The sequence below is a fragment of the Photobacterium minamisatsumaniensis genome, assembly GCF_050336695.1.
GTDB classification, from domain to species: Bacteria; Pseudomonadota; Gammaproteobacteria; order Enterobacterales; family Vibrionaceae; genus Photobacterium; species Photobacterium minamisatsumaniensis.
Genome location: NZ_JAKJSI010000023.1, coordinates 86,540 through 110,712, shown reverse-complemented (window position 1 = coordinate 110,712; position 24,173 = coordinate 86,540). Strand labels below are relative to the sequence as shown.

Below are 24,173 nucleotides of genomic sequence, written 5' to 3'. Positions count from 1 at the left end.
GATATGGATAGCATGAAATTAGTTGATGGAACCAGCTACTTTTCATGTGGAGATGGCGAAACCGTCATCTTCATTCATGGGGTAGGTCTGGACAAATCAATGTGGGGCGGCCAAGTGGCTGGCCTCATGCAAAATTACCATGTTATTGGTTATGACATGCTTGGACACGGCGATAGCCCAGAGCCAGAAACGAATGTCTCTATTGAAGCGTATGCTGACCAATTAGAACGCTTGATAACAGCGTTGAAGCTCGATAAGCCAATCACCGTTGTTGGTTTTTCTATGGGTGGTTTGGTTGCTCGTGCGTTTGCTTTGAAGTATTCGCACCGTATTGCTCGCTTGGTGGTTTTAAACAGCGTGTTTAACCGTACCGATGAACAGCGTCAGAATGTACTTTCTCGTTGTAAAGAAGTGAAAAAATTAGGCCCAGGTGCCAATGTTGAAGCCGCCATTGAGCGTTGGTTCAGCAAGGAGTACCGAGGTGCAAGCCCTGCGCAAATTGATGCATTTAAAGCGCGCATTGTCACGAATAGCAAAAATGGTTATTTACAGACCTATCAGTTATTTGGTGAAAATGATAATTATGGTATTTCGCAACTAAACACATTGCATTTACCGGTGCTGATCGCAACAGGTGAATTTGATGTGGGTTCAACCCCTGAGATGGCCTATGGATTGGCGCGGTATTTACCCAATGCCGAGGTGGTTGTACTTGATCAACAGCGTCACATGATGCCTGTTGAATCCCCACAGTTAGTGAATGACATGCTAATAGCTTTCCTTGATGGTCAGCAGCACAGTCAACAAGAGCAAGTGACACTACAGGAGGTCGTCAATGGCGCTTGAACAATTTCAAATGCTAATCCACGGTGAGTGGGTTTCAGCACATAGTGGTAAAACATTCGAGAGTATTAACCCTGCCAATGAGCAGGCATGGGCAACATTCCCATATGCTGATGAGCAAGATGTAGAGCAAGCGGTACAATCGGCACATGCTACGTTTTTATCGCCAGAATGGGCATCTACTACCCCAGCTCAGCGCGGTAAATTACTTCGTCGCCTTGGTGATTTGATTGCTGAAAACAAAGAACAGTTAGCACAGTTAGAAAGCCGTGATAACGGTAAGTTAATTCGTGAAACCCTAGGGCAAGTGGGTTATTTACCCGAGTTTTTTTACTACTTTGCAGGCTTGGCCGATAAAGTTGAGGGTGAAACGCTGGCGCTCGATAAATCCGACATGTTTGGTTATACCGTGCGTGAACCTCTAGGCGTTATTGCTGGCATTATCCCTTGGAACTCACCACTTTACTTAACCGCTATAAAAATTGCGCCAGCGCTAGCTGCGGGTAACACCGTTGTGTTAAAGCCGTCTGAGCATGCGTCTGCCACTCTACTTGAGCTTGGTCGACTGGTACTTGAAGCGGGATTCCCTGCTGGTGCTGTAAACGTTATAACAGGTTACGGATTACCATGTGGTTCAGCACTGACTCGTCACCCATTAGTTCGCAAAATTGCGTTTACTGGTGGTAGTGAAAGCTCTAAGCATGTTATTCGAAATTCGGCTGAAAACTACGCTAAGTTATCGTTAGAGCTTGGTGGTAAATCCCCAAACATTATCTTTAATGATGCCAATATTGATAGCGCAGTAAATGGTGCGGTAGCGGGTATTTTTGCCGCGGCAGGCCAAAGCTGTGTGTCGGGTTCTCGTTTGTTGGTACAGCAAGACATTTATGATGAGTTTGTTGCCAAGTTGACAGCACGTGCTGAACAAATTGTGATTGGCGATCCGTCACAAACTGAAACAGAAATGGGTCCAATGGCGACGAAAGCTCAGCTTGAAACAGTTGAACGTTTTGTCGATATTGCCCTTACCGAAGGTGCCAAGTTACGCACTGGCGGTAAGCGTCCTGATATTACGCCGGGATGGTATTACACTCCGACTATCTTAGAGTGTACCAATCACAATGCCACCGTGGTTCAAGAAGAAATTTTCGGACCTGTCGCGACAGTCATTCCATTTGCAGATGAAGCGGAAGCGCTAGCATTAGCAAACGACAGTAAATACGGTCTTGCAGCAGGGATCTGGACTGAAAACTTAGCCAAAGCACACCGCATGATTAAAGGCATTCGCTCTGGCATCGTATGGGTTAATACCTACCGTGCGGTCTCAGCCTCTGCACCAATTGGTGGTTACGGTCAAAGTGGCTATGGCCGAGAATGTGGCAGTGATGCGATTAATGAATTCACGCAGTTGAAAACTGTCTGGATTAATACTTCATCAGAGCCAATGGCTGACCCATTTACCATGCGTTAAGAAGGGAATCACAATGACAACACAACAAATAGAACAACAAGCTGTATCGACTGATTTATACAAAAATATCATGGGTCAGTTTCCAACAGGCGTTACTGTGATCACCGCTTATAACGATCTTGGCGATATTGTCGGCTTCACCGCAAGTGCGTTTAGCGCATTATCGATGGATCCAGCTTTGGTCTTGGTATGCCCAAGCTACACCTCAGATTCATATCCAGTGATTCGCGACACCAAGAAATTTGCGATTCATATTTTGGCTGATGATCAGCAAGCCGTGGCTTACCAATTTGCTAAAAAAGGAATTGATAAATCAGAAGGTTTGAATATTCGTAAGAGTGAACATGGTCTACCTGTTATCGAAGGTGCTTTGGCTGTGCTGGAATGTGACCTATGGAACGATTATCCCGGTGGTGATCATGCTATTTTGGTCGGTCAGGTTGTGAATGCTGAACTGGCGAATACTGAGGAACAGCATCCATTGCTTTATTGCCGCAGTAAAATGGGCAGTCTGCCTGAACTGGGTTAAAAGATTAAGTAGCTGGCTTATCGTCTGTGGTACCAATATGGTGAGAATAAGTCGCTTGGCACAAAACTAAATAAAGATGCTAGAAGGAATAATTCACCATGAAGCTAATTGATTCGAGTTTACTAAAGCAGTCATGTTACATCGCTGGACAATGGGTAAAAGCCACAAACGATGCCACTGTACCGGTATTGAACCCATCAACAGGCGAAATTATTGCTTACGTACCAGAGCTGGGTCGTGAAGAAACGCTGTCAGCAATTGAAGCGGCAGAGCAAGCGCAGAAAGCGTGGAAGAAAACCACAGCCAAAGAACGTTCAGTAATTTTACGTAACTGGTATCAACTGCTTATTGAAAATGCAGATGACTTAGCTGCAATTTTGACCGCAGAGCAAGGTAAGCCGCTCGCTGAAGCGAAAGGTGAAATTACTTACGCGGCAAACTTTATTGAATGGTTTGCAGAAGAAGCCAAGCGTACTTACGGTGAAGTAATTCCAAGCCATAAGCCTAATTCTCGCCTTGTGGTCAGCAAGGAACCTATTGGTGTTGTTGGGGCGATTACCCCGTGGAACTTTCCTGCAGCGATGATCACCCGAAAATGTGGTCCAGCCTTTGCCGCAGGCTGTGCGGTGGTTTTGAAACCTGCACCAGAAACACCATTAACCGCACTCGCGTTGGCAGAGCTTGCCGAGAGAGCAGGGTTACCCGCTGGGCTATTTAGTGTTATTACGGGCAAGGCGGTTGAAATCGGCGGCGAGTTAACCAGCAGTAAAACCGTGAAGAAAATCTCTTTCACCGGCTCAACGGCTATCGGTAAATTGCTGATGGAGCAATCGGCATCTTCGGTGAAGAAGATGTCTCTTGAGTTAGGTGGTAATGCGCCGTTTATTATCTTCGACGATGCCGATCTTGATGCGGCGGTTGAAGGCGTGATGATTGCCAAGTTCCGTAACGCCGGACAAACCTGTGTTTGTGCTAACCGTTTGTATGTACATGATGCTGTTTATGATCAGTTCGCACAAAAGCTGGTTGCACGGGTCGCCGAGTTAAAAGTTGCAGATGGTTTTGAGGCTGGGGCGACAATAGGTCCATTGATTAATAGCGCTGCGGTTGCCAAGGTACAAAGCCATGTTGATGATGCACTTAGCAAAGGTGCGAAACGTATTTTCGGTGATGAGCAGCCGCAAGGTACTAATTTCTTCCCACCACAGATCCTCACAGAAGTCACCGATAACATGCTGGTGGCAAGAGAGGAAACGTTCGGTCCATTAGCGGCGTTATTCCGCTTTACAACCGATGAAGAAGTGATTACCCGCGCAAATGATACAGATTCAGGGCTAGCTGCTTATGCCTACACTCGTTCATTGCAGCGTGCATGGCGAGTAAGTGAAGAGCTTGAATCTGGCATGGTTGGGATTAACGAAGGATTAATCTCGACCGAAGTTGCACCATTTGGTGGTGTAAAAGAGTCTGGCCTTGGTCGTGAAGGTGCTCGTCAGGGGATAGAAGATTACATGGAAACTAAGTATGTGATGATGGGAGGCCTTTAGGCCCCCCACTCAATAATGCCTCTAAAAAGAATGATCAAATCAATAAGGAAGTGAAAATGAGCGATAAGTTTGAGGAAGGCTTAGCCATTCGCCGTCAGGTATTAGGCGCTGATTATGTTGATGCATCTATTAACAATGCGACCGACTTTACAATGCCAATGCAGGAGTTAGTCACTAAATATTGCTGGGGTGAAGTATGGGGACGTGACACGTTGCCACTGAAAACCCGTAGCATGATTAACCTTGCAATGATCACCGCCCTAAATCGCCCGCATGAGCTTAAGCTGCATGTTCGTGGTGCGCTAAATAATGGTTGTACCAAAGAAGAAATCCGCGAAGTGCTTCTGCAAACTGCGATTTATTGTGGTGTGCCAGCCGCGATTGATGCTTTCCGTACCGCCAAAGAAGTGATTGATGAGTACGAAAGTGAAACACAGCCAGCTTAAGCATCATTAACTGTAACGGCGCTTGATACCGACATAACACCAAGGAGGAAGGTATGCTGCATAAAACAATTAACTTTTGCTCACAGTGTGGGGGCGATAAGGTACTGATGCAGGTACCTTCTGGTGATACACATCAAAGGCCAGTGTGCCAGCTATGTGGTCATGTTGTGTATCAAAACCCAACGGTTATTGCGGGTTGCATTATCGAACATGAAGGTAAGTTTTTATTAGGTAAACGCGCGATAGAGCCGATGAGTGGTAAATGGAGTATTCCGGCTGGGTTTATGGAAAACGGCGAAACCGTTGAACAAGCTGCTGTACGAGAAGTGCTTGAAGAAACTGGCGCAACCGTTGAAGTGCTTGGCCCTTATTCAATCTTCAGCGTTCCGCAGATGAATCAGGTCTATATTATCTTCCGTGCACGATTCGTTAGTTTTCAGCAACCCTTTGGCGATGAGACCGAAGAGGTTGCCTTTGTGACTAAAGACGAAGTACCATGGCAGGCTTTGACGTACCCTGCGATAGGCCAAATACTTAGCCGTTATATTAATGAAGAAGATCACGGTCAATTTGGTTTATACATGGGGTGTTATGAGCAAGGGTTGGTACATCCGTTTGGCAACAGTAACCCTTGTTTGAATTAAATTATTTGAAGCTACAAATTCCACACGGTTCAGAGGACGTAACATGGCGATCAGTAACATCGAAGACATCATTGAAGATATTCGATTAGGAAAAATGGTGATCTTAATGGATGACGAAGGTCGAGAAAACGAGGGTGATCTTGTTATGGCGGCCGAGTGCGTGACGCCTGAGCACATTAACTTTATGGCGCGTAAGGGCTGTGGACTGATTTGCTTAACTCTGACTGCAGATCGTTGTGAACAGCTTGATTTGCCTATGATGGTTGAGAACAGCACTGACCCACAAGGCACTGGCTTCACGATTACTATTGAAGCTGCAGAAGGTGTAACAACCGGTATTTCGGCTCATGATCGTGCTCATACTGTACTCACTGCCGTTCGTAAAGATGCGAAGCCTTTAGACTTAACACGTCCCGGTCATATTTTCCCACTAAAAGCACGCGATGGTGGTGTATTGGTTCGTGAAGGGCATACTGAGGCTGGCTGTGATTTAGCACGTATTGCGGGTTTTGAGCCAGCAAGTGTAATTGTTGAGATCATGAACGAAGATGGCACCATGGCACGACGTCCAGAGCTTGAAGTGTATGCGCAAGAGCACGGCTTGAAGCTGGGCCTGATCTCTGATCTTGTGGCGTACCGCAAGCTGACAGAGCAGCAACTTGAAGAAAGTGTTGCTTAGGCACAGTTGTTGTCACGGCTGCTAAATTGAAATAATGGCAAGTATATAAAAGCTCTGGTAATTACCAGGGCTTTTTTATTTTAAGGTGTTTATCATTGCAAGATAATTTCTTAAACTTGCATCTGAAATGATTTATGACTAACTAGAATAAATTGCTGGTTAGTTGGAAACAAAAGCAAGGCTTAGCCTGAGGAATAACAAATGACTAAAGCAAAAATCGGTATTGTTACCGTTAGCGACCGCGCGAGTGCAGGTATTTACGAAGATATTTCAGGGCAGGCAATTATCGAGACTCTGAACGATTACCTGACATCAGAGTGGGAACCAGTATATGAAGTTATCCCTGATGAGCAGGATGTCATTGAAGCAACGTTGATCAAAATGGCTGACGAGCAAGATTGTAGCCTGATTGTTACCACTGGCGGCACTGGCCCAGCAAAGCGTGATGTAACACCAGAAGCAACTGAAGCGGTATGTGACCGTATGATGCCAGGTTTTGGTGAGCTAATGCGTGCGGAGTCGTTGAAATTTGTACCAACGGCTATTTTATCTCGTCAAACAGCAGGCCTTCGTGGTGACAGCCTAATTGTAAACCTGCCAGGTAAGCCTAAGTCAATTCGTGAGTGTTTGGACGCAGTATTCCCTGCTATTCCTTACTGCATCGATCTGATGGAAGGTCCATACCTAGAGTGCGATGAAGCAGTAATTAAGCCTTTCCGCCCAAAGAAAAAGTAAAGAAAACAGCTAGCGTTGCTAGTTTGTCTGATAGATAAAACGCCGACTTAATGAGTCGGCGTTTTTGTGTTACACCTAGAACAGAAGTCTCTATTACTTTTGTATTGAAGTCATAGCGGACAGAAATACAAATTATTTTTGCTGATTTAAGGTAAACCACACCTCAGTGATGACTTCACTGGTGATACCGTTTTGTTCGGTAATCACTCGGTTGCCACCAACCAATATTCTCTCACCACCTGATAAAGGTAGCCGTGACGATAATTTCTGGGCTGAATGGTTAAGCCCCATGTTCAAGTTGCTTTCAAAGGTTACGGAAGAATCAATAAATACAATGAAATCTTTTCCGGGTACTTCAGAACGCTTGACTAAGATTGTGCTAGTTTCAGCGCTGTTATCTCCTAATTTGAAAGATGCAGAATCATCCATGTTAATCACGAAAGTACTTCTCTGTTCTTGGCCGTTGCCAAGCCGTACAGGTTCAATTATGGCTTGGTACGATGGATTATCTGATGCATCTATAATTACCAAATTATCTGCGATAACTGGAATTGAAAAAGTTAATAAACCTGCAATTAGAACACGTATTATCATAGTGACCTACTTCCTCCATTTATAGCTTTCTAGTTTATCAAAAGCGTGTGTTAGCTTCTCAAGAGCAAAATACACTCAGTTATTCCACATCATGAATTTCTCTCATGTTCTATGTGAAACAAAAGCAATTTTATTCAACTAGCGAACCAAGTATAAAAAAGACTGCTCTTAGCGTTAGGCAAATTACAGTCGTTTTAAATCAGACTATTCATCGTAAATAGCAAAAGACTGTGAAAATTAACGATTGGGAAAATAAAAACAGAACAACTCCCATTAAAAGCAAGAAATAAGTTCAGTTTTTTCTAAGGAAATAGGATACCAAATTACTATGAATAACGATTTCACATTTGCAATTAAGAGTATTTGTTTTGATGAAAATTATCAACCATCAGACAATACTCGTACCACGACTAACTTCGCTAATTTGGCTCGAGGCAATAGCCGCCAAGAGAATCTGCGTAATGCACTAAAAATGATTGATAATCGTTTTAATGCCTTGGCGCATTGGGATAACCCTAAAGGTGACCGTTACTCTGTCGAGCTTGAAATCATTTCTGTTGATATAGGTATACAAGGCTGTGGTGAAGCCTTCCCGTCGATTGAAGTACTGAAAAATAACATCGTTGACCACAAGACTAACGAACGCATTGAAGGCATCGTAGGGAATAACTTTTCCTCTTACGTGCGAGACTACGATTTTAGTGTTCTCTTGCTGGATCATAACAAAAACCAACCCCAATTCAGCATTCCGAATAACTTTGGCGATCTGCATGGAAAGCTCTTTAAGTATTTTGTTAAATCAGACTCATATAAACAGCATTTCAAAAAGCCACCAGTGATATGCCTGAGCGTATCTGATAATAAGGTTTATCATCGCACCGACAATCAACATCCCGTTTTAGGCTTTGAGTATCGGCCAAATGAATCTTCTTTGACCGAACAATATTTCAAAAAGATGGGATTGCAGGTTCGCTATTTTATGCCGCCGAATAGCGTTGCACCTTTGGCTTTTTATTTCTTTGGTGATTTGCTGAATGATTATTCTAATCTAGAGCTCATAAGCACCATTAGCACGATGGAGACCTTCCAAAAGATCTATCGACCTGAAATCTATAATGCCAATGCTGTTGCAGGTAAGTGCTACCAACCAAATTTGAAGAACTTGGATCATTCATTAACTCAAATTATTTATGACCGTGAAGAACGCAGCCAGCTAGCGGTTGAGCAAGGGAAATTTGCCGAGGAGAATTTCATCAAACCATATCAAACGATTCTTGAGCAATTGTCTGCAAATTACGCTTAATCGATAACGAGAACCCATATCTAGAATCCATACTTTGAATCACGGGCAGCATTGACTATGAAAACACTATTACCGACTTCAACAGCTGGCAGCTTACCTAAGCCATCTTGGCTAGCTCAACCTGAGACACTTTGGTCACCTTGGAAATTACAGGGTGAGGAACTCATTGATGGCAAGCAGGATGCTTTACGTTTGTCTTTTCAAGAACAGCAATTCGCAGGGATTGATATTGTCAGCGACGGAGAGCAAACACGCCAACACTTTGTGACTACGTTTATTGAGCACCTTAGCGGCGTTGATTTTGAGAATCGTAAGACGGTTAAGATTCGTGATCGCTATGAGGCGAGCGTCCCGACCGTTGTTGGTCCTGTGACCCGCCAAAAGCCAGTATTTGTCGAAGATGCCAAGTTTCTACGCCAGCAAACCACGCAGCCTATTAAGTGGGCTTTACCAGGCCCGATGACGATGATCGACACGCTTTATGATAACCATTATAAAAGTCGCGAAAAGCTCGCTTGGGAATTCGCCAAGATCCTTAATCAAGAAGCTAAAGAGTTAGAAGCGGCGGGTGTCGATATCATCCAGTTTGATGAGCCTGCCTTTAATGTGTTTTTTGATGAGGTCAACGAGTGGGGGATTGCTTGTTTAGAAAGAGCAATCGAAGGACTTAAGTGCGAGACGGTTGTTCATATTTGCTATGGCTACGGTATCAAAGCCAATACCGATTGGAAAAAGACGTTAGGATCTGAGTGGCGACAGTACGAAGAAGTGTTCCCTAAACTGCAGAAATCGAATATCGATATTATCTCGCTAGAATGTCACAACTCACATGTACCTATCGAGTTACTTGAACTTATTCGAGGTAAGAAAGTGATGGTAGGTGCGATTGATGTCGCAACCAACACAATTGAAACGCCAGAAGAGGTCGCCAATACACTGCGAGAAGCACTGAAGTATGTTGATGCCGACAAGCTTTACCCTTGCACCAACTGCGGTATGGCTCCTTTGTCTCGCGAAGTGTCTACAGCCAAGCTCAATGCCCTAAGCGCAGGTGCCGAAATTGTTCGAAGAGAACTATCTTCTTAGTAGTAATTGAAACTACTCATGTTAAGGAAAACAAAACCAAGAGCCACTCTCTTGGTTTTGTTCTTTGGCACTAAACAACTAGCCCAATCACTCAACAGTTTCAAAGTAGAATTTGTATTCACGTACACCATCTATCTGAACACCTTTTTCTCTCAACTCAAGGTACTGCTGAATCTTAACCGTTCTGAAATCCATATCCTTCAGCGCAAGGATTATCCGTAGTTCATCCATTGAACGTGACTTAGCAGCAGAACTGCAAGTACCGCAGATAACATGAGCCTTTGCCTTAAAACCTGTTTTATCAAGCCAGTTAAGCTCTTTCGGTTCTTTACGCTTACCACAGAAGTAACAGTGGTTATTTTGCTTTAATGCTGCCTGCTCCCTTAAAGCTTTAGGGCTAAGTGATTTGTTAGCTGGGGCAGTGTTGGTCTTCTTACTACCACTGAACATAGAAAACTGAACTACATTAGACATTTGGATAACTCTTACTAATCAAGGTGTATTCGTTTAGTTGACAGCGTATAGCTGAACATTATTGTTACGTGCCTTTGTATCCTATTTCTTGTGCATTCAATTAGTCAAATAATCCACGGCAATCCAGCCTTCAATGTCTATTGAGATAGTATTTTGCTAGAAAATGCGCATAATCGTGCTATACAACACTCAAAGAAGAAATTACCTATGACTGATTTTCAATATTACTTTCACCAACTGCCTTGTTTTAACTGTAAAAAAACCAAAGTAAGCACTGATCTTGGTTGGTTAACGGCTGCGATGAAAGATGATGTTCAAGCGCAAGTGGCTGCGATTATCGCGCAAGGCAACGTTAAGCCAGATCTTTCGGTGAACGTATCATGTACTAAAGACGAAGCGCGTGATTACTTATTGTTGAATTTCTACGGTTACTCAGAAGAAGAACTAGCGAATCAAGTTGAAGCGGAAGATGAGCAAGAAGTGGCGGATGAAATAACAGAGCTACTGGCAGATGGTAACGATACAGCAGTCTTCGAACACGAAATCGCACTGCAAAGTTGTACTGATTGCGACATTGATTAAGAGTCCAACCAAGCGTAATCATTAAATTTAAGCATGTGCATCATGCATAACATGATGTTCAATTTATTTAAGGCGCTAGCAGAGTAGAGTTTGCTAACGCCTTTTTCGTTTCTGCGGTTTTAGTTAAGCACAATTCATGGAGCAGGTATTGCTTTTTTCCTATCGCAACTTCCTATTACTGACTTACTTTTCTCCAGAGGTGAGTTAACCTCGTAGATCGGCTAAGAAGGTTCTGTCGGGTGTTACCAAGTGCCGTCTCCCTAAGAACCCAGCGTGCAACTAAGCCTCCACAAAGGCATCGTGATGACCGGCATCCGTCGGGGCTATTCTCCGTGTGGTTCTGTCGAAAAGTCGTGTATCTAGACGTTCTTCAAGCAAAGCTATATGACGGCTTACATTTGATGTCGGTAATCTAAGAAATTCCGATGCTCGTTTAAAGCTCTTTTTCTCAGACACACAGTGAAAGCTCCTAAGCCACTGCTGGTCAATCTTATCAAGCGCTCTCAATAGTCCCATTATGTAGGATAATAAAGCCAATAATCACCACTTTATTACCGGAAATAGGCCTATATAATACCAGAGGGTGTATGGACTAAATGTCCCTCATGTAATTAGCCCCTTTACCGTATGGCTCTTAAGGGGAACCTAGAGGTATGTCTGAAATGCAATCATCATATGAGAATGGCTGCACGATGCCGCTTAGACAGCTTTCTGGGTAAAAAGGGGGGGAAGTCGAGATTACCAGTGAACATGAGCCTAAAGACATACTGAATTTTAAGGATCTGAAACGTTACAAGGAACGCCTTGCTCTAGCCCAGAAAGGTACAGGGGAAAAAGATGCCTTAGTTGCGATGAAGGAAAGCTTCTGGGCTTACCAGTTGTTGGGGTATTGCGCACATTTCATCGAAAAGTTCATTTCAACGACTTAAATCTAAAAGAGAATTTCTCAACCATCCTGAATCGGATATTAACTCTAATTCCTTGGAGCTTCTCTCATTAATTAATGCGCCCGTGGGATCATGGGTCGCTTACCCACGTTCCATAAATGTCAGAGATTTGAACTGCATCCCACCGAACTCATATTGACAAGACAAACTTGAGAACTAACACCCATGAAGTAGTGCACTCAGTTGCTTAATGGCTATTCACGATTAGATTAATGGCTTTCCTAAGTAGTTAAGTAACGAAAGGTGTATCAATGAAGTTAAGTGTAGTTATACCTACATATAGTTGCCCTGCTTTGCTCCAAGGCACATTGGAAGCATTATCCAACCAAACTATATCTAAAAGTGAGTTCGAAGTTATCATCTGCGATGATGGTTCCACGTGCGACAACCAAGCCATTGTGGCTATGTTCTCCCATAAACTGAATGTACAGTACTTGTGGCAAGAGGATAGAGGTTTTCGAGCAGGTGAAGCCCGAAACAAGGGAGTAGAGCAATCATGTAGCCCCCTCATACTCTTTCTGGACTCAGGTGTTCTCCCACATCAACAGGCACTTGAACATCACATTCAAATCCATAATACACACCAAAATCGAGTAATTATCGGCTATGTATATGGCTATATGTCAGATTATTTAGATCAAGCTTGGGGGATAAAGTCCAGTGCTGACTTATCAGACTTCGTCATATCTCCATATAATGTTGCTAACACAATCAGAGCCCTAAAGTTCAACTTAATCATGGATGTCCGAGAAGGCCGCTACCTACGATACGGGGACAGGATTCAGGAATGGGAGGTGCCTTACGACATTTTCTGGACTTGTCACGTATCCATGACCAAACGTACCTTTCAGCAAGCCGGTGGCTTCAATACCAGATTCAACGAATGGGGCGGAGAGGACTTCGAGCTTGGAGTGAGACTGCACCAACAAGGAGTGCAGTGGTCATTAAATCGGGAGTGCTGTTCTATCCACCTGCCGCATAAACACGAGGTTAAAAACGAACAAGCCAAAAAGCAACGAATCCGAAAGTGTATCGCCTCTGTAGTTGAAGAACATGCTAACACCGAACTCGATTGGTATCGAAAAGCACTCGATGTTCAGTCTGACCATATCGATGTCAATGGGTTTGCTATGAGTAGCAAAATTAGGCAGCTAAAAAAACAAGACTTAGGAGAATGCGCATGAACATAGCGATATTAGGTTGTGGGTATATTGCCTACTACTACAGCATGGCTTTAGTAAACCATTCTTCCGAGATAAACGTAATAGGGTACTTCGACACAAATCCTGAGAGGTGCAAAAAAACCGCGGAACACTTTAACAAGTATGCATACCGAAGTTTCGCTGAACTACTGAATGACAATCAGATAGATTTGGTTGTCAATCTGACAGTTCCTGGCGAACACTTCTGGACCAACATGGAAATCATCAATGCTGGCAAAAATGTGTATTGTGAAAAACCACTCGCAGGGACATTAGAAGAAGCAGAAATTTTGAAGGAAACCTCCGAACGACTCGGTGTAATCCTTTCTGGTGCACCATGTAGCCACATGGCCGAATCGGTAGCAAAAGTGGCTGAACTACTGGCTGAAGATGCAATCGGGAAAGTTCGCTTTGCTGAGCTGAACATGCATGATTTTCGAGTCGATAGTAATCGACCGGATCTGTGGTTCAATCCGTTGAACGTGCCATGGAACTATCACAATGAGTTCGAGGTAGGGTGTACTGCGGAGCACTGTTCATATTCACTATCAATAGCCACAACTCTTTTTGGTCCAATCAGAGAGGTTGCCAGCAGCGCGCACATTGTAGTTCCGGAGAAAAAAATAAACGATGATGAAACTGTTCACTGCACCACGCCTGACTACACAAATGCGGTACTAACATTTGACCATGGTGTATATGCGCGCTTGGAGTGCGGGATAGTAACAAACAAACCTGATCGCTCTGTAGTTATCCATGGTGACAAAGGCACTATAAAAATTGTTGACTGCTGGGACTATCTTTCCCCTATTCAGGTGATGCAACTAGAGAGAGACGCATACGGGAGAGGATCTAAAGAGTATGAGATCACATTTGACAGAAATAACTCATTTATTCACGACTATGGCTTAAACATGGACCAAGGTCGGGGACTAACTCATATCCTGAATAATATAACTAATTTTCAAGATGTTATTAGTTCCACTGCGCAGATTATACACATCACTGAACTGACGCAACTCATTAGTGAAGGGAAAACATGTACCCCGACAACAGCTTTTCGACACATTGAACTTTGGAAGGCAATCACACAGATACGAGCTACCTGGCTAAGTAGAGCCAAACATCATTGGTCGGTGGTACCCGAAAGTAATCAGCCGCTGGTAAAGCACCAACTAGCTAGCATACCAAGCACAATACTGTCAGAAGCAAACTTGGTAAACAACAAGCTAATCACTTCCCGTATTGAAGACAATGATCAATCTCTACTTTTGTGGCTAAGTGATCCAACACAAACGGCATACCTGCCACTCAACATGATTGAATTGTTATCTTCCCCTAGCTTATGGGAGCACTGTACAAACAGATTATATCTTGGGGATGGCTTTATGTATGATTCAGCGACTAAGAGTCAGCTAAGGGAAAAGTACCCCAATGGTAAGCTGAAAAGCTTGTCAGCTAACGTTACTGTAAATACAACCAACTGGAACAACATCACTTGCGAAGGCAAAATTATAGCTCTTCAACAGCTTCTGCTAAGAATGTTCTACATCAGGGAGCATCAAGCAGTGCAGGCCGTCACGCTTGTAGAGTGCGCAGAATCTTCACTCACAATTGAACTCCATTGGCAAAAAGGCTCTGTCGACATAATCACAATCACCATGGACGATTCGCCGCAGACTACCCCATTTCGCCTGCAGGCAAACTTTGTAGACTTCGACAAAGTAAGTATAGACTTGAGTTCAGGGTCAGCATTGGACTTCACTTTCGAATCAGGCATTACATCTGTAATCAACCATATCAACTGGGCGAACATGGGCCACTGCAAAGTGAACAGAGTTTGGGATCAGGATATCTTGAGCACTTTTCTATCGACACTGCTCGCTGTGCGCGAAAGTATATTACAAGCGAGGCCTGAACTATGAATATTAAGTTTGTTATGTACCTCTCCCCAGCCTTATTCCTGGGACTAGGGGCTGCTTTCTTCAACCCATTGCAAAGCACTTTTTTTATCGCGGGTAAAGGTTTAAGCCCTGATATCGTGGGAATCTACTTGGCTTGTTCTACGGGTGTTGCGCTAATCACTAGCCAAATAGTAGGTGCGCTGTCCGATAAAGGACTTAACCGGCGTTCGATTATCCAAGCGTCAGCGGTTTGTGGAATGATCGGGTTCAGCCTCATGGGTAGCCTAGACAACATCATCGCGCTGATGGCTGTAGGCCTGACTTTTGTTTGCTTAGCTACGATTGGCGCCCCGCAGGTTTTTGCTATGGCCAAAGAGAAGTATGAAGGTGATAGCACGTTCCTCCTTGCCGCTATGAGGGCTTGTATTTCTCTGTCTTGGGTATTCGCTCCACCTCTCGCTTTCTTGGTCGGAGCCATCTATGGATATGAAACCGCGTGCTTCCTCACATCTGGGATGTACGGCTTAGTCCTCATATCAAGCTTCACCTTGCCCTCATATAAAAGCTCCAAGAAAAAAGAACCCCAAAAAGAATATGAGACTAGTTCAAACAATTCACTATATGTGGCTATACCAAGCTTGGCTTTACTGTATATGGCAGTCAACAATTACATCATGCTGATGCCGGTCTACATAACAGAGACATTAGGGTTCGAGAGTTGGGTACCTGGTATGCTTTTTGGAGTTACGGCGGGTATTGAGATCCCGATAATTCTCCTTACCGCAAAACTGACAAAATACATAAGCCATTCAGCTCAAATGATAATAGCGTCAGTAACCGGCTTGATATATTTCACTTTGTTCAGCACTGCCTTCGATTCTATTGAATACCTAATTGCAATCCAGCTATTCAACGCAGTCTCAATTGCATTCAGTTCAACTTCTGCTCTGCAGATCATGCAGCAGATACTTCCAACTAGGATTGGCTTTGCTTCTACCGTTTATTCGAACAGCATCGCTGGCGGAATGGCTTGTGGTGCGTTGCTAGGCGGGCAAGTTGCATCCACTATGGGGTATGAAGCTGCTATGTTCTTTAACGCGGCACTATGCATAGGATCAGTTTGTTTTTCGCTGATTCTTTGGCAGAAACTTTCACCGAATAAAAAAGTCATGGCGTACAGCAAATAGCTAAGAAGCTGACTCCAGAGCGATATGACCTCGCTTCTGGCGAAATGAACTTTTCGATGAAATGTGCGCAAAACCCTTTGTTGCCTGTGCATTCGAATTCTCGTTCATGGCTGGCTCAATGGGTTCAGTTGTCGGAGCTCGCTTCGTTCGGGCAGTTGAAGCCGCTATTGATGCAAATTGTGGGTTAGTTTGCTTTTCTGCCAGTGGTGGTGCTCGTATGCAAGAATCCCTAATGTCGTTAATGCAAATGTCAAAAACCAGCGCTGCGTTAAATAGTTTATCCAGTGAAGGACTGCCTTATATATCTGTATTAACAGACCTAACATTGGGTGGTGTATCGGCGAGCCTAGCCATGCAGGGAGATATTAACATCGGTGAACCAAAGGCAATTATCGGGTTTGCAGGGCGTCGCGTCATAGAGCAAACCGTTCGTGAGAAATTGCCCGAAGGTTTTCAGCGAAGTGAATTCCTTTTAGAGCATGGCGCTATCGACATGATTGTGGATAGACGCGACATGCGTAAACGAGTAGGAGGGCTAATGGCTAAATTGACTAATGCAACTAATTCACTAGAGGCGTAGTTTACAGGTGTTGTTGTGAGGTTGTCCTATCGAACTGAATTTTTTGCCAAATCTGCATGAAATATTTCGAGCTATACAAGGTTACGATGATCACTTTTGTCCCGAACCTTGCAAACCGACAACGATGGTGTTTGACGTTTTGGGATACGAGAAGTTATCTGAGGGCGGGAATCTTGGCGGTTTACTCTAACGAGCTTCTGTCCATTTTCAACTTAGTAAGAAGCTTATACAGCTGAGTTTGCACTGCACCGAGATTAGGCAGAACTAAAAAGAAGGATTCAGGTAAACGTCGTTGTGAAGCTTTTCTGAACCAGATATCGCAGTGTTGATATATGCAATAAATTGTAACAATAAAAAGAAAGTTCGATATCTCGCGATAACATCGTTGTTGCTGCCCACTGTCTCGGTGGCATCGATTGATATGCCTCATCCCACATTGAAACTCTCCGAGTCTCGCTCTCTGCTTCCCAGCGGGTCCATCGATTTCTCCGACAACCCGGACGGCTATCCCTATCATGATTATGTGCCAATGGATGCGTCTTTGATCCTTGAGAGCGGGGGTACCTTAAATGAATACCTGTTTACTTCGGGTTACGAGCTTTCCGCCGAGAAGGCTAATGCAGCACTAGATAAAGAAAGATTTACTTCTTCAACGGTCGGTATTCACGATTTTTATCCGCCGTATTTTGTAAAAGCCGATCTGAAGCCAACTGTTCATTTTCAGGATTTCTACAACCCCTTTTGGCATCAAACCCCAAATGCAAGGCAGTACTGGCTCTACTATATAAACAACATCTGGTTCTTTAACCACATCTCCGACTGGGAGTCTGTCGCTTACTTCTTTGACAAAGACTTCCAGCCTGTTGATGCGGTTTATTCCACGCACTATGAAGCCAATAAACACAGTTGGGCTAATGTGAACAAGGTGGGAGGGTCACCACTGATCTATGTCTCTAACGGCGGTCACGGCAGTTATGCACACAGAGGTGAAACTAAGTTTGGTGTGTTTACGGACTATCACCGCGGTGAGAAAGAATCGGTCAGTATTTCTAATGTCGTTAATTTGTCCTCTACTGCTGGCGCGGGTGTTTTGGCTTTCTCAGCACCTTGGGGAGCCACTGGTGACGGTTCGGCCCCGCAGGGTCCAAGGTTGAGAGTGGACAAAGATCAAGTGGTTCTTGATTCATACCGCGCGAGAAATCCATACAAAAACTGCGAGACCTATCCTGATGTTGAAATGTATGGGACATCAGTCAGTTTGCCGGAATACGGCGTAGCGATTGTTGAAAGTAGCAACCGAGATGCGTCTAAAGAGAAAATAGAGGCGCTGCTAAACTATGGCCCTCATCGTTGAGGTCATTGATAACCCTTATGTGGGGCTCAATGACTATGAAGTATACGAAGCGTTTACCAAAGACGTGAATGGCAGTTTCTATTATGTACCGGAGATCAAACGTGGTGACAGTACGCGTTTCGCTGAGGCATTAGATGAAGCGCTTACTGCAGCTTTGACGCCAGTGATCTCATCAGTTACCCCTAATGTGGTAAAAGCCAATAACAAAGATCAGAGTGTCAACGTGAAACTGCTCAATGTAAGTTGGACGGGCAGCGAATCGGTTGAATTTGGCGATGAGTCGGACCTGCGCATCCCTGGGGTTCTGGGTGAATTTGATGGACAACTTGCAACCGTGAGCTTCAATGTTGCTCGAGCGTTAGAGGCGAAGTGCTATAACCTTTACGTTTCCGGCGCTGACTACCAAGTTGAGTCTGAATGTGCGTTAGTGGTAGAAGAAAGTCCTGTTGATATTTACTCTTTGTTGGCAGAGTTGCGAGCGATCGTTAAAATTGCAGATATCTATGACTCAATTGAAGGTATGTTGTTGTATCGTATCGATATTATATATATCCATATTGCCAATGGAGACTTTACAGTCGCGCAAAGCTATCTGGCTGACTTTAGTCAGTGGGTTGAAGCTCTTAGCGGTTTCCTAGTGCCTACTGAGGATGTGAGCGCCATAACATCAAAAGTTGATGAGGCGATTGACGAGCTTGACGCGATGTAAGTCGTATCTGACTGATAAGTCGGTCATTTAATTTGAGGAGACCAGCAATGTTTAAAGTAAAAGAATGCCGATGGGAAATTCTTTACGCCACATTATTGCTGGTCTCTTTTGGTTATTTGGTGCTTGTCTTGCGCGCAAGTCGAAGCGCAGACTTTTTCTTAACTCAACTTAGCCTCGGAACCCCGCTTTACCTTGGCTACTACATCCTGTCTTCTGACTGGTTGAAATCCAATTTAATCAAGATGCTGACTATTGGTTCTGGCGTTGGTGTTGGTTTGCATGCGACTGCCGGTATTCATTTGCAGTTAGATAGTTATGTTCTAGAGGCGCTGGCGATGGTTGCTCAACTATCTGTCGTTGTGCTCGTGAATTTGTTATTGGTCTCGACGTGGTTTCGTCTCTTTCCTGCGGCAATCCGCTCTCCTTGGTTTGCTGTCGCGACTTTACTTATCGGTGCCTTGCTGGCATTCAAATTGATTATGCCGCAAACTATTTGGGGCGCAATTGTGTCTGCGGCTCAAACTCAAACTATTTCTCTCTCCTTGTTTGACCCACTGATGCAAATTTTTGTGGTGCAGGGGGGGGCTGGCAGTGCTTATTCTTCCTTTTCAGATCGCAACTAAGCTACGGGGCTGTCCTCTCGACACAACCGTGTCTTTGTGTGCAACAACGACCATGGCGGTGAATGGTATGGTGGGCTATCTTACGATGTTTGGCTTGTACTCGAACTGATTCTGCCAATGGCTCGAAAGTTTGCGAGGACTGGAAGTAATGGAGTTAATTAAATCGATGTATTCAAAACTTGATTCAAATCGTATCACCCCTCGTCGCGTCGGTCTCCAGGAGAGAGTCGCAATTAGGAATGAGCAGTTAACAAACTACTCTGGCGTTAAATATGTTTTTCGTAGTCTCACATATTCAAGCGAATTTTTCGTCTATTTCAGTAAGTCGCTAAATCATTTATGTCCAAAAACGATTTACGATTCCATAAATCAAAAAATGCTCTTAGACGACTAAGGGAGTTTTGACGATGAAATATCGGTAGGGTTACTTTTGTGGACTATGCCTTATTGGCTTCGTCGTAGCCTTTACGGCGGTTGATAAAATAGTCAACAATGTAGATCCCCGAAATTGGCGGGGTAGCAATGACATGATATCCCCAAGATTATCTTGTAGTTATGCTGGCGAGACTACGATCTTAACGAAGTTAAAACATATATAGTATTCTTATGGTTAACAATAAACGGAATGAATTATATTTTTGTACACTTGATATTCTAATTGCTGAATTAGAATAATGCTGTACGAGGAGATATAAAATGAAGTTAAGAACACTAGTGATTGCATTGTCACTTGTTACCGCTCCGGTACATGCGGGGTGGGATGAGATAAAAGATGCTGCTTCGACGCTTGGCGATGAGGTAGGAAAAGGATCGAAAGAAGCGTGGGATAGCGTGTCTGATTTCTCTAAAGAGACATGGGATTCAGTCTCTGAGTGGGGAGAAGATGCTTATAACACTGCTGGTGAATGGACTGATGCATCTGTCGAGACCAGTAAAGAATGGCTAGATGCAGCAGATGCTAAACTCGACGAAATGCTAGAGCCCGAAACGGCAGAGGAAGCAAGGCTTGCACTCGATACAATGGCTGATACTGCGTTAGTAAGGCTGTTTAATGAGCAACCATCAGCCAAGCTATTGTTTGATAGTGCATACGGCTACGCGGTATTTGACTCCCGTAAGTTCTCGCTCATGCTGCATACTAATCAAGGTGCTGGTGTGGCGGTTAACCGTCAGAACGATCAGCATACTTACATGAAGATGTTTGGCGCAGGTTTAGCCGCGGGGTTTGGTGGCAAGTTCTACCAGCAAGTGATTTTGTTTGAAGATCAAGAAACCTTTGACGGCTTTGTTAAAGATGGCTGGGAAGCCACTTCTGAAGCTGGTGCCGTTGCAGGTACAGAGAGCGCAGAGCTGACGGCTAAGTACAATGGCGGTATGGCCATTTACCAAATTGGTGAAAAAGGGTTATTGCTTGATGCTAATATATCGGGTTCCAAGTACTGGATTGATGATGATTTAACGCAGTAACGTTGTTACAGGAACATGCTTCCATAGCCTCAAGGCTATCGCTTGTACGCTAAGATATTTTTAGAAGTGTCTACCTTGAGGCTACCGTTTTTCCTACATGTTATTTCTCGGCTCACTTCAAATAAAGTATGCAAAATCAAATGCCTTGGTAGAATAGTTATATAGATGTCAGTAAGTGATCATATTTTTATCAATTAGCTTTGAAACCCACTATTTTACTTATTATAACTAAACCTCAAGACTAATTTGATGAGGGTTAGGCAATGGATAGTAAACGTACTTGGGGCTATATATCATTGATGTTAGGCTGCGTTTCTTTGTTGTGGGGCGGTATCGCAATTAGCGGTTTTCTTGGTCAATCACAGGTTACTCACGATATCGGAGGGCTACTTGCCATTACTGGGCAGGAAAGCATTTATGCCGTTGCTGATATCAAAAACAAGTATCAGCTTGTTGCGACAATAGGGCTTATTCTTTCACTGTTCGGAGCATGGATGATGAAAGGGCAGTGGGATAAGCACTAATCTGTCGATGCCTCTAGGTTATGCCTTTCCGCTCAATGAGTTCAATAAGCTACACTCATTCATAACATAACTGTTAGAAGGTGGTGAGCGATGAAAGGATTTGTGAGCGGATTACCTAAAGTTGAATTGCATGTGCATATAGAGGGTACACTTGAGCCCGAACTCATGTTTACTCTCGCGAAAAGGAATGGGATCGCATTATCTTACGACTCAGTGGAAGCGGTAAAGCTGGCCTATGAATTTGATGACTTGCAATCGTTTCTTGATCTTTATTATCAAGGCGCACAAGTTTTAAAGACTGAGCAGGATTTTTACGACTTAACTTATGCCTACCTTCTTCGTTGTAAAGAAGAACATGTTATTCACACTGAAATTTTCTTTGACCCTCAAACCCATACTCAGTCTGGTGTTAGCTTCGATACGGTGATCAAAGGCATTGATCGTGCTCTGATTGATGGCCAAGAGAAGCTTGGTATTTCTAGCCAGTTGATCATGTGTTTTCTTCGTCACCTCAGTGAAGACGCGGCGATTGAGACCCTGCGCCAAGCATTGCCATATAAAGACAAGATAATTGCTGTTGGGCTTGATTCGTCTGAACAAGGGCACCCACCCGAGAAGTTTCAGCGTGTTTTTAAGATGGCGCGAGAAGTGGGCTTTTTAACCGTGGCGCATGCAGGGGAAGAAGGGCCCGCAAATAACATTGTCAAAGCGATTGAGCTGTTGCATGTATCACGGGTTGATCACGGGGTGCGATGTACTGAAGATGCACAGTTGGTACGACAGCTAATTCAATCAAAAATGCCGCTGACAGTTTGTCCCTTATCGAATACGAAACTCAAAGTTTTTGCTGACATGTCAGAACATAACATTGTCCAACTGCTTGAGCAGGGTGTACGTGTAACCATAAATTCAGACGACCCGGCTTATTTTGGGGGGTATATGAATGCAAATTTTATGGCCATTGCCACGACATTCAATTTGTCAAAGCAGACTGTTGCACAGTTTACAGAGCATGCTATAGAGGCGAGTTTTATTAGTGATACTGAAAAATCAGTACTGCATGAGCGTCTTCAGCATTACTTAGCGATTCAATTTAAGCCTGTGATTTAGTTTATTTTTGGCTTGGAAGGAAGAAATTAAGATAAAAAAAACGCCTATCAAATCCATGATAGGCGTAGAAAAATAATTAAGGAACAACATATTTGAAGTGCATGCATAATATCGACTGTTTAAAAATCACACAACGATCGATTTTGTAAAAGTTGTATGTACTTATGTTAAAACGCTTTGTGCTCAAAAGCTTGCCAATAAGATTATTTTTCAGTCAATGTGCTTTTTTCATAAACTTGGCATTAAACCCTTATCTATGTAAGGGCTTAAAGCGCTGAGTTATCAAATTTGTTACAGTTTGAAGACACTGAAGAGGAGAAAGACTTACGAAAATAGACGCTTCAATGCATTTTTGATTGTTAATAAAAAATCCGAATTGGGCTTATTTTTGTGATTGAATTCAATACCCGTGTAATAAGCTTGCATGAAGGCTTGACGCTGAGCATGGAATTGCTGGTCATCTGTGTCAGTTAGCAGTGTATTACTCAGCTCGATTGCTTGTTCGTTTGTATAGCTCACTTCAATACCGCAATATCCTTGTGCTAAAAACCACATCTGAGCAATAACGGATAACTCAAGGTGATTCATGGTTTTGAATTTACTTGCATGCTCTTTACCCACATGCTGACTGAATATTTGATTCATATCGGCGATTTTGTTTTGTGTTGCCGTGAATTCTTCTGTTGTTACCTGTACTGATTGCGTTAGTAAGCCAAGGGCAAGATCATGCTGGGGCTTATCGGGCTTTTGTTCGCATACTTGGGTAAAAAATGCAGAACGATGCGCAATAAACTGAGTCGCATAATCACGTTCGTCGGTATTGAGAGGAAGTTGGTCAAGGCCAATCAGATTCAGCGTGTCTTCAAGCGTTTTCATGAATAAGTCGATAATCAAAAGCAGTTAGGAAGAGTATACGTAATTCATAAATCGAAGTAACCTTAATCCATAGCCATTGTAATGGGGTAATGATGAATCAATTAGAACCCTCTTTCTAATTGATTCGCATACACTGGCGAATAACGACAAATGAAGGGAATAGGTATGTCTGGTTTTTATGAATTATCTGCTAAACGCATCAACGGCGATCTAGTATCGATGAATGAATACGAAGGCAAAGTGGTGCTGGTAGTGAATACCGCGAGTGAGTGCGGTTTTACGCCGCAATATCAAGGGTTACAAGAACTGTTTGCTAAGTATGAAGAGCAAGGGCTGATTATTTTAGGCTTTCCTTGTAATCAGTTTGGTGGTCAGGAGCCCGGAGAGAATACCGATATCGCTCAAGCCTGTCAGATCAATTACGGTGTGAGCTTTCCAATGTTCGGGAAGGTGGATGTTAATGGCCCTGATACTCATGAAGTCTTCCAGTATCTAAAAAAATCATTACCGGGCTTAATTGGGCAAAAGGTGAAATGGAATTTTACTAAGTTTCTAATTGGCCGAGATGGCAAACCTGTGAAACGTTATGCGCCAACTAAAACGCCAGCTGCAATAGAAAAAGATATTGAACGCGCTTTACGACGTTAATACAAGGCTGCACGTTCTAGAGTATTAGATAGAAGAAGGGTGAAATGACAATGTCATTTCACCCTTCTGGCTTATTTTCGGCAAAGCTTATGTTAACAATACCTATGAA

The 24,173-nt window shown here is 43.6% G+C and carries 23 protein-coding genes and 4 pseudogenes; 23 read left to right on the top strand and 4 right to left on the bottom strand.

Annotated elements, in window-relative coordinates; translation table 11 throughout:
* Positions 1-3: 3 nt before the first annotated feature.
* The 8 genes and pseudogenes from L4D78_RS13150 (at position 4) to mog (ending at position 6,894) form a co-directional block, all read left to right on the top strand.
* A complete protein-coding gene (locus tag L4D78_RS13150; protein ID WP_428467342.1) occupies positions 4-846 on the top strand; it encodes an alpha/beta fold hydrolase in 843 nt (280 codons plus the stop codon).
* Complete coding sequence (locus tag L4D78_RS13145; protein ID WP_428467341.1) at positions 836-2,314, top strand: aldehyde dehydrogenase; 1,479 nt, start codon at positions 836-838, stop codon at positions 2,312-2,314. The genes L4D78_RS13150 and L4D78_RS13145 overlap by 11 nt, the downstream gene beginning before the upstream one ends.
* 13 nt (positions 2,315-2,327) lie before the next feature.
* Positions 2,328-2,843: a flavin reductase family protein gene (locus L4D78_RS13140; RefSeq protein ID WP_428467340.1), complete on the top strand. Its 516-nt coding sequence runs from the start codon at positions 2,328-2,330 to the stop codon at positions 2,841-2,843.
* 98 nt (positions 2,844-2,941) lie between these two features.
* On the top strand, positions 2,942-4,390 hold the full coding sequence (locus L4D78_RS13135; protein ID WP_428467339.1) for an NAD-dependent succinate-semialdehyde dehydrogenase: 1,449 nt from the start codon (positions 2,942-2,944) through the stop codon (positions 4,388-4,390).
* Between the two features lie 56 nt (positions 4,391-4,446).
* Positions 4,447-4,836, top strand: coding sequence for a carboxymuconolactone decarboxylase family protein (locus L4D78_RS13130; protein WP_428467338.1), 390 nt, complete (start codon positions 4,447-4,449; stop codon positions 4,834-4,836).
* A gap of 53 nt (positions 4,837-4,889) precedes the next feature.
* A complete protein-coding gene (locus L4D78_RS13125; RefSeq protein WP_428467337.1) occupies positions 4,890-5,480 on the top strand; it encodes an NUDIX hydrolase in 591 nt (196 codons plus the stop codon).
* A gap of 43 nt (positions 5,481-5,523) precedes the next feature.
* Positions 5,524-6,144 (top strand): annotated as a pseudogene (ribB, locus tag L4D78_RS13120) (3,4-dihydroxy-2-butanone-4-phosphate synthase); the annotation flags it as partial.
* Between the two features lie 216 nt (positions 6,145-6,360).
* Positions 6,361-6,894, top strand: a complete 534-nt coding sequence (gene mog, locus L4D78_RS13115) for a molybdopterin adenylyltransferase (protein WP_428467336.1) — start codon at positions 6,361-6,363, stop codon at positions 6,892-6,894.
* Positions 6,895-7,026: 132 nt separating this feature from the next.
* On the opposite strand, the gene L4D78_RS13110 is transcribed toward mog, so the two are convergent.
* On the bottom strand, positions 7,027-7,488 hold the full coding sequence (locus L4D78_RS13110) for a hypothetical protein (RefSeq protein WP_428467335.1): 462 nt from the start codon (positions 7,486-7,488) through the stop codon (positions 7,027-7,029).
* Positions 7,489-7,816: 328 nt separating this feature from the next.
* Here L4D78_RS13110 and L4D78_RS13105 point away from each other — a divergent pair, with 328 nt between their 5' ends.
* Both L4D78_RS13105 and L4D78_RS13100 read left to right on the top strand, forming a co-directional pair.
* Positions 7,817-8,791: a DUF1852 domain-containing protein gene (locus L4D78_RS13105; RefSeq protein WP_428467334.1), complete on the top strand. Its 975-nt coding sequence runs from the start codon at positions 7,817-7,819 to the stop codon at positions 8,789-8,791.
* Positions 8,792-8,848: 57 nt separating this feature from the next.
* Positions 8,849-9,877, top strand: a complete 1,029-nt coding sequence (locus L4D78_RS13100) for a methionine synthase (RefSeq protein ID WP_428467333.1) — start codon at positions 8,849-8,851, stop codon at positions 9,875-9,877.
* 87 nt (positions 9,878-9,964) lie between these two features.
* Here the strand turns inward: L4D78_RS13100 and L4D78_RS13095 are convergent, their stop codons facing one another.
* Positions 9,965-10,351 (bottom strand): hypothetical protein, encoded by a 387-nt coding sequence (locus L4D78_RS13095; RefSeq protein WP_428467332.1) that lies wholly within the window; start codon positions 10,349-10,351, stop codon positions 9,965-9,967.
* Between the two features lie 207 nt (positions 10,352-10,558).
* Here L4D78_RS13095 and L4D78_RS13090 point away from each other — a divergent pair, with 207 nt between their 5' ends.
* Positions 10,559-10,933 carry a hypothetical protein gene (locus L4D78_RS13090; RefSeq protein ID WP_428460180.1) on the top strand — a complete coding sequence of 125 codons (375 nt, stop codon included), beginning with the start codon at positions 10,559-10,561 and terminating at the stop codon, positions 10,931-10,933.
* Between the two features lie 300 nt (positions 10,934-11,233).
* Here the strand turns inward: L4D78_RS13090 and L4D78_RS13085 are convergent.
* A pseudogene (locus L4D78_RS13085) lies at positions 11,234-11,449 on the bottom strand (helix-turn-helix domain-containing protein); the annotation flags it as partial.
* A 54-nt stretch (positions 11,450-11,503) separates the two neighbouring features.
* Between L4D78_RS13085 and L4D78_RS13080 the strand changes: the two are divergent.
* The 11 genes and pseudogenes from L4D78_RS13080 to L4D78_RS13030 form a co-directional block, all read left to right on the top strand.
* Positions 11,504-11,816, top strand: a pseudogene (locus tag L4D78_RS13080) (acetyl-CoA carboxylase, carboxyltransferase subunit beta); the annotation flags it as partial.
* Between the two features lie 315 nt (positions 11,817-12,131).
* A complete protein-coding gene (locus L4D78_RS13075; RefSeq protein WP_428467331.1) occupies positions 12,132-13,064 on the top strand; it encodes a glycosyltransferase in 933 nt (310 codons plus the stop codon).
* Positions 13,061-15,007, top strand: a complete 1,947-nt coding sequence (locus tag L4D78_RS13070) for a Gfo/Idh/MocA family protein (protein ID WP_428467330.1) — start codon at positions 13,061-13,063, stop codon at positions 15,005-15,007. The genes L4D78_RS13075 and L4D78_RS13070 overlap by 4 nt, the downstream gene beginning before the upstream one ends.
* Positions 15,004-16,173: an MFS transporter gene (locus tag L4D78_RS13065; RefSeq protein ID WP_428467329.1), complete on the top strand. Its 1,170-nt coding sequence runs from the start codon at positions 15,004-15,006 to the stop codon at positions 16,171-16,173. The genes L4D78_RS13070 and L4D78_RS13065 overlap by 4 nt, the downstream gene beginning before the upstream one ends.
* 73 nt (positions 16,174-16,246) lie before the next feature.
* Positions 16,247-16,753, top strand: a pseudogene (locus L4D78_RS13060) (acetyl-CoA carboxylase carboxyltransferase subunit beta); the annotation flags it as partial.
* A gap of 421 nt (positions 16,754-17,174) precedes the next feature.
* On the top strand, positions 17,175-18,107 hold the full coding sequence (locus L4D78_RS13055) for a hypothetical protein (protein ID WP_428467328.1): 933 nt from the start codon (positions 17,175-17,177) through the stop codon (positions 18,105-18,107).
* Positions 18,091-18,816: a hypothetical protein gene (locus L4D78_RS13050; RefSeq protein WP_428467327.1), complete on the top strand. Its 726-nt coding sequence runs from the start codon at positions 18,091-18,093 to the stop codon at positions 18,814-18,816. The genes L4D78_RS13055 and L4D78_RS13050 overlap by 17 nt, the downstream gene beginning before the upstream one ends.
* Before the next feature lie 47 nt (positions 18,817-18,863).
* Complete coding sequence (locus tag L4D78_RS13045; RefSeq protein ID WP_428467326.1) at positions 18,864-19,439, top strand: hypothetical protein; 576 nt, start codon at positions 18,864-18,866, stop codon at positions 19,437-19,439.
* Positions 19,440-20,135: 696 nt separating this feature from the next.
* The gene (befA, locus tag L4D78_RS13040; protein WP_428467325.1) at positions 20,136-20,906 is read left to right on the top strand and encodes a beta cell expansion factor BefA; all 771 of its coding nucleotides are present in this window, start codon (positions 20,136-20,138) and stop codon (positions 20,904-20,906) included.
* 263 nt (positions 20,907-21,169) lie between these two features.
* Complete coding sequence (locus tag L4D78_RS13035; protein ID WP_428467324.1) at positions 21,170-21,430, top strand: hypothetical protein; 261 nt, start codon at positions 21,170-21,172, stop codon at positions 21,428-21,430.
* Between the two features lie 90 nt (positions 21,431-21,520).
* On the top strand, positions 21,521-22,540 hold the full coding sequence (locus L4D78_RS13030) for an adenosine deaminase (protein WP_428467323.1): 1,020 nt from the start codon (positions 21,521-21,523) through the stop codon (positions 22,538-22,540).
* A gap of 324 nt (positions 22,541-22,864) precedes the next feature.
* Here the strand turns inward: L4D78_RS13030 and L4D78_RS13025 are convergent, their stop codons facing one another.
* Positions 22,865-23,416: a hypothetical protein gene (locus L4D78_RS13025; RefSeq protein WP_428467322.1), complete on the bottom strand. Its 552-nt coding sequence runs from the start codon at positions 23,414-23,416 to the stop codon at positions 22,865-22,867.
* A 165-nt stretch (positions 23,417-23,581) separates the two neighbouring features.
* Here L4D78_RS13025 and L4D78_RS13020 point away from each other — a divergent pair, with 165 nt between their 5' ends.
* Complete coding sequence (locus L4D78_RS13020; RefSeq protein WP_428467321.1) at positions 23,582-24,064, top strand: glutathione peroxidase; 483 nt, start codon at positions 23,582-23,584, stop codon at positions 24,062-24,064.
* Positions 24,065-24,173 lie beyond the last annotated feature (109 nt).

Excerpts from the sequence above, each read along its gene's own strand:
- L4D78_RS13125 (WP_428467337.1), top strand. The coding sequence starts at position 4,890 with ATGCTGCATAAAACAATTAACTTTTGCTCACAGTGTGGGGGCGATAAG.
- L4D78_RS13095 (WP_428467332.1), bottom strand. The coding sequence starts at position 10,351 with ATGTCTAATGTAGTTCAGTTTTCTATGTTCAGTGGTAGTAAGAAGACC.
- L4D78_RS13050 (WP_428467327.1), top strand. The coding sequence starts at position 18,091 with ATGGCCCTCATCGTTGAGGTCATTGATAACCCTTATGTGGGGCTCAAT.
- L4D78_RS13075 (WP_428467331.1), top strand. The coding sequence starts at position 12,132 with ATGAAGTTAAGTGTAGTTATACCTACATATAGTTGCCCTGCTTTGCTC.
- L4D78_RS13090 (WP_428460180.1), top strand. The coding sequence starts at position 10,559 with ATGACTGATTTTCAATATTACTTTCACCAACTGCCTTGTTTTAACTGT.
- L4D78_RS13105 (WP_428467334.1), top strand. The coding sequence starts at position 7,817 with ATGAATAACGATTTCACATTTGCAATTAAGAGTATTTGTTTTGATGAA.
- L4D78_RS13030 (WP_428467323.1), top strand. The coding sequence starts at position 21,521 with ATGAAAGGATTTGTGAGCGGATTACCTAAAGTTGAATTGCATGTGCAT.
- L4D78_RS13130 (WP_428467338.1), top strand. The coding sequence starts at position 4,447 with ATGAGCGATAAGTTTGAGGAAGGCTTAGCCATTCGCCGTCAGGTATTA.
- L4D78_RS13055 (WP_428467328.1), top strand. The coding sequence starts at position 17,175 with ATGCCTCATCCCACATTGAAACTCTCCGAGTCTCGCTCTCTGCTTCCC.
- L4D78_RS13100 (WP_428467333.1), top strand. The coding sequence starts at position 8,849 with ATGAAAACACTATTACCGACTTCAACAGCTGGCAGCTTACCTAAGCCA.
- L4D78_RS13045 (WP_428467326.1), top strand. The coding sequence starts at position 18,864 with ATGTTTAAAGTAAAAGAATGCCGATGGGAAATTCTTTACGCCACATTA.
- befA (WP_428467325.1), top strand. The coding sequence starts at position 20,136 with ATGAAGTTAAGAACACTAGTGATTGCATTGTCACTTGTTACCGCTCCG.
- L4D78_RS13110 (WP_428467335.1), bottom strand. The coding sequence starts at position 7,488 with ATGATAATACGTGTTCTAATTGCAGGTTTATTAACTTTTTCAATTCCA.
- mog (WP_428467336.1), top strand. The coding sequence starts at position 6,361 with ATGACTAAAGCAAAAATCGGTATTGTTACCGTTAGCGACCGCGCGAGT.
- L4D78_RS13135 (WP_428467339.1), top strand. The coding sequence starts at position 2,942 with ATGAAGCTAATTGATTCGAGTTTACTAAAGCAGTCATGTTACATCGCT.
- L4D78_RS13145 (WP_428467341.1), top strand. The coding sequence starts at position 836 with ATGGCGCTTGAACAATTTCAAATGCTAATCCACGGTGAGTGGGTTTCA.
- L4D78_RS13035 (WP_428467324.1), top strand. The coding sequence starts at position 21,170 with ATGGATAGTAAACGTACTTGGGGCTATATATCATTGATGTTAGGCTGC.
- L4D78_RS13025 (WP_428467322.1), bottom strand. The coding sequence starts at position 23,416 with ATGAAAACGCTTGAAGACACGCTGAATCTGATTGGCCTTGACCAACTT.
- L4D78_RS13150 (WP_428467342.1), top strand. The coding sequence starts at position 4 with ATGGATAGCATGAAATTAGTTGATGGAACCAGCTACTTTTCATGTGGA.
- L4D78_RS13020 (WP_428467321.1), top strand. The coding sequence starts at position 23,582 with ATGTCTGGTTTTTATGAATTATCTGCTAAACGCATCAACGGCGATCTA.
- L4D78_RS13140 (WP_428467340.1), top strand. The coding sequence starts at position 2,328 with ATGACAACACAACAAATAGAACAACAAGCTGTATCGACTGATTTATAC.
- L4D78_RS13070 (WP_428467330.1), top strand. The coding sequence starts at position 13,061 with ATGAACATAGCGATATTAGGTTGTGGGTATATTGCCTACTACTACAGC.
- L4D78_RS13065 (WP_428467329.1), top strand. The coding sequence starts at position 15,004 with ATGAATATTAAGTTTGTTATGTACCTCTCCCCAGCCTTATTCCTGGGA.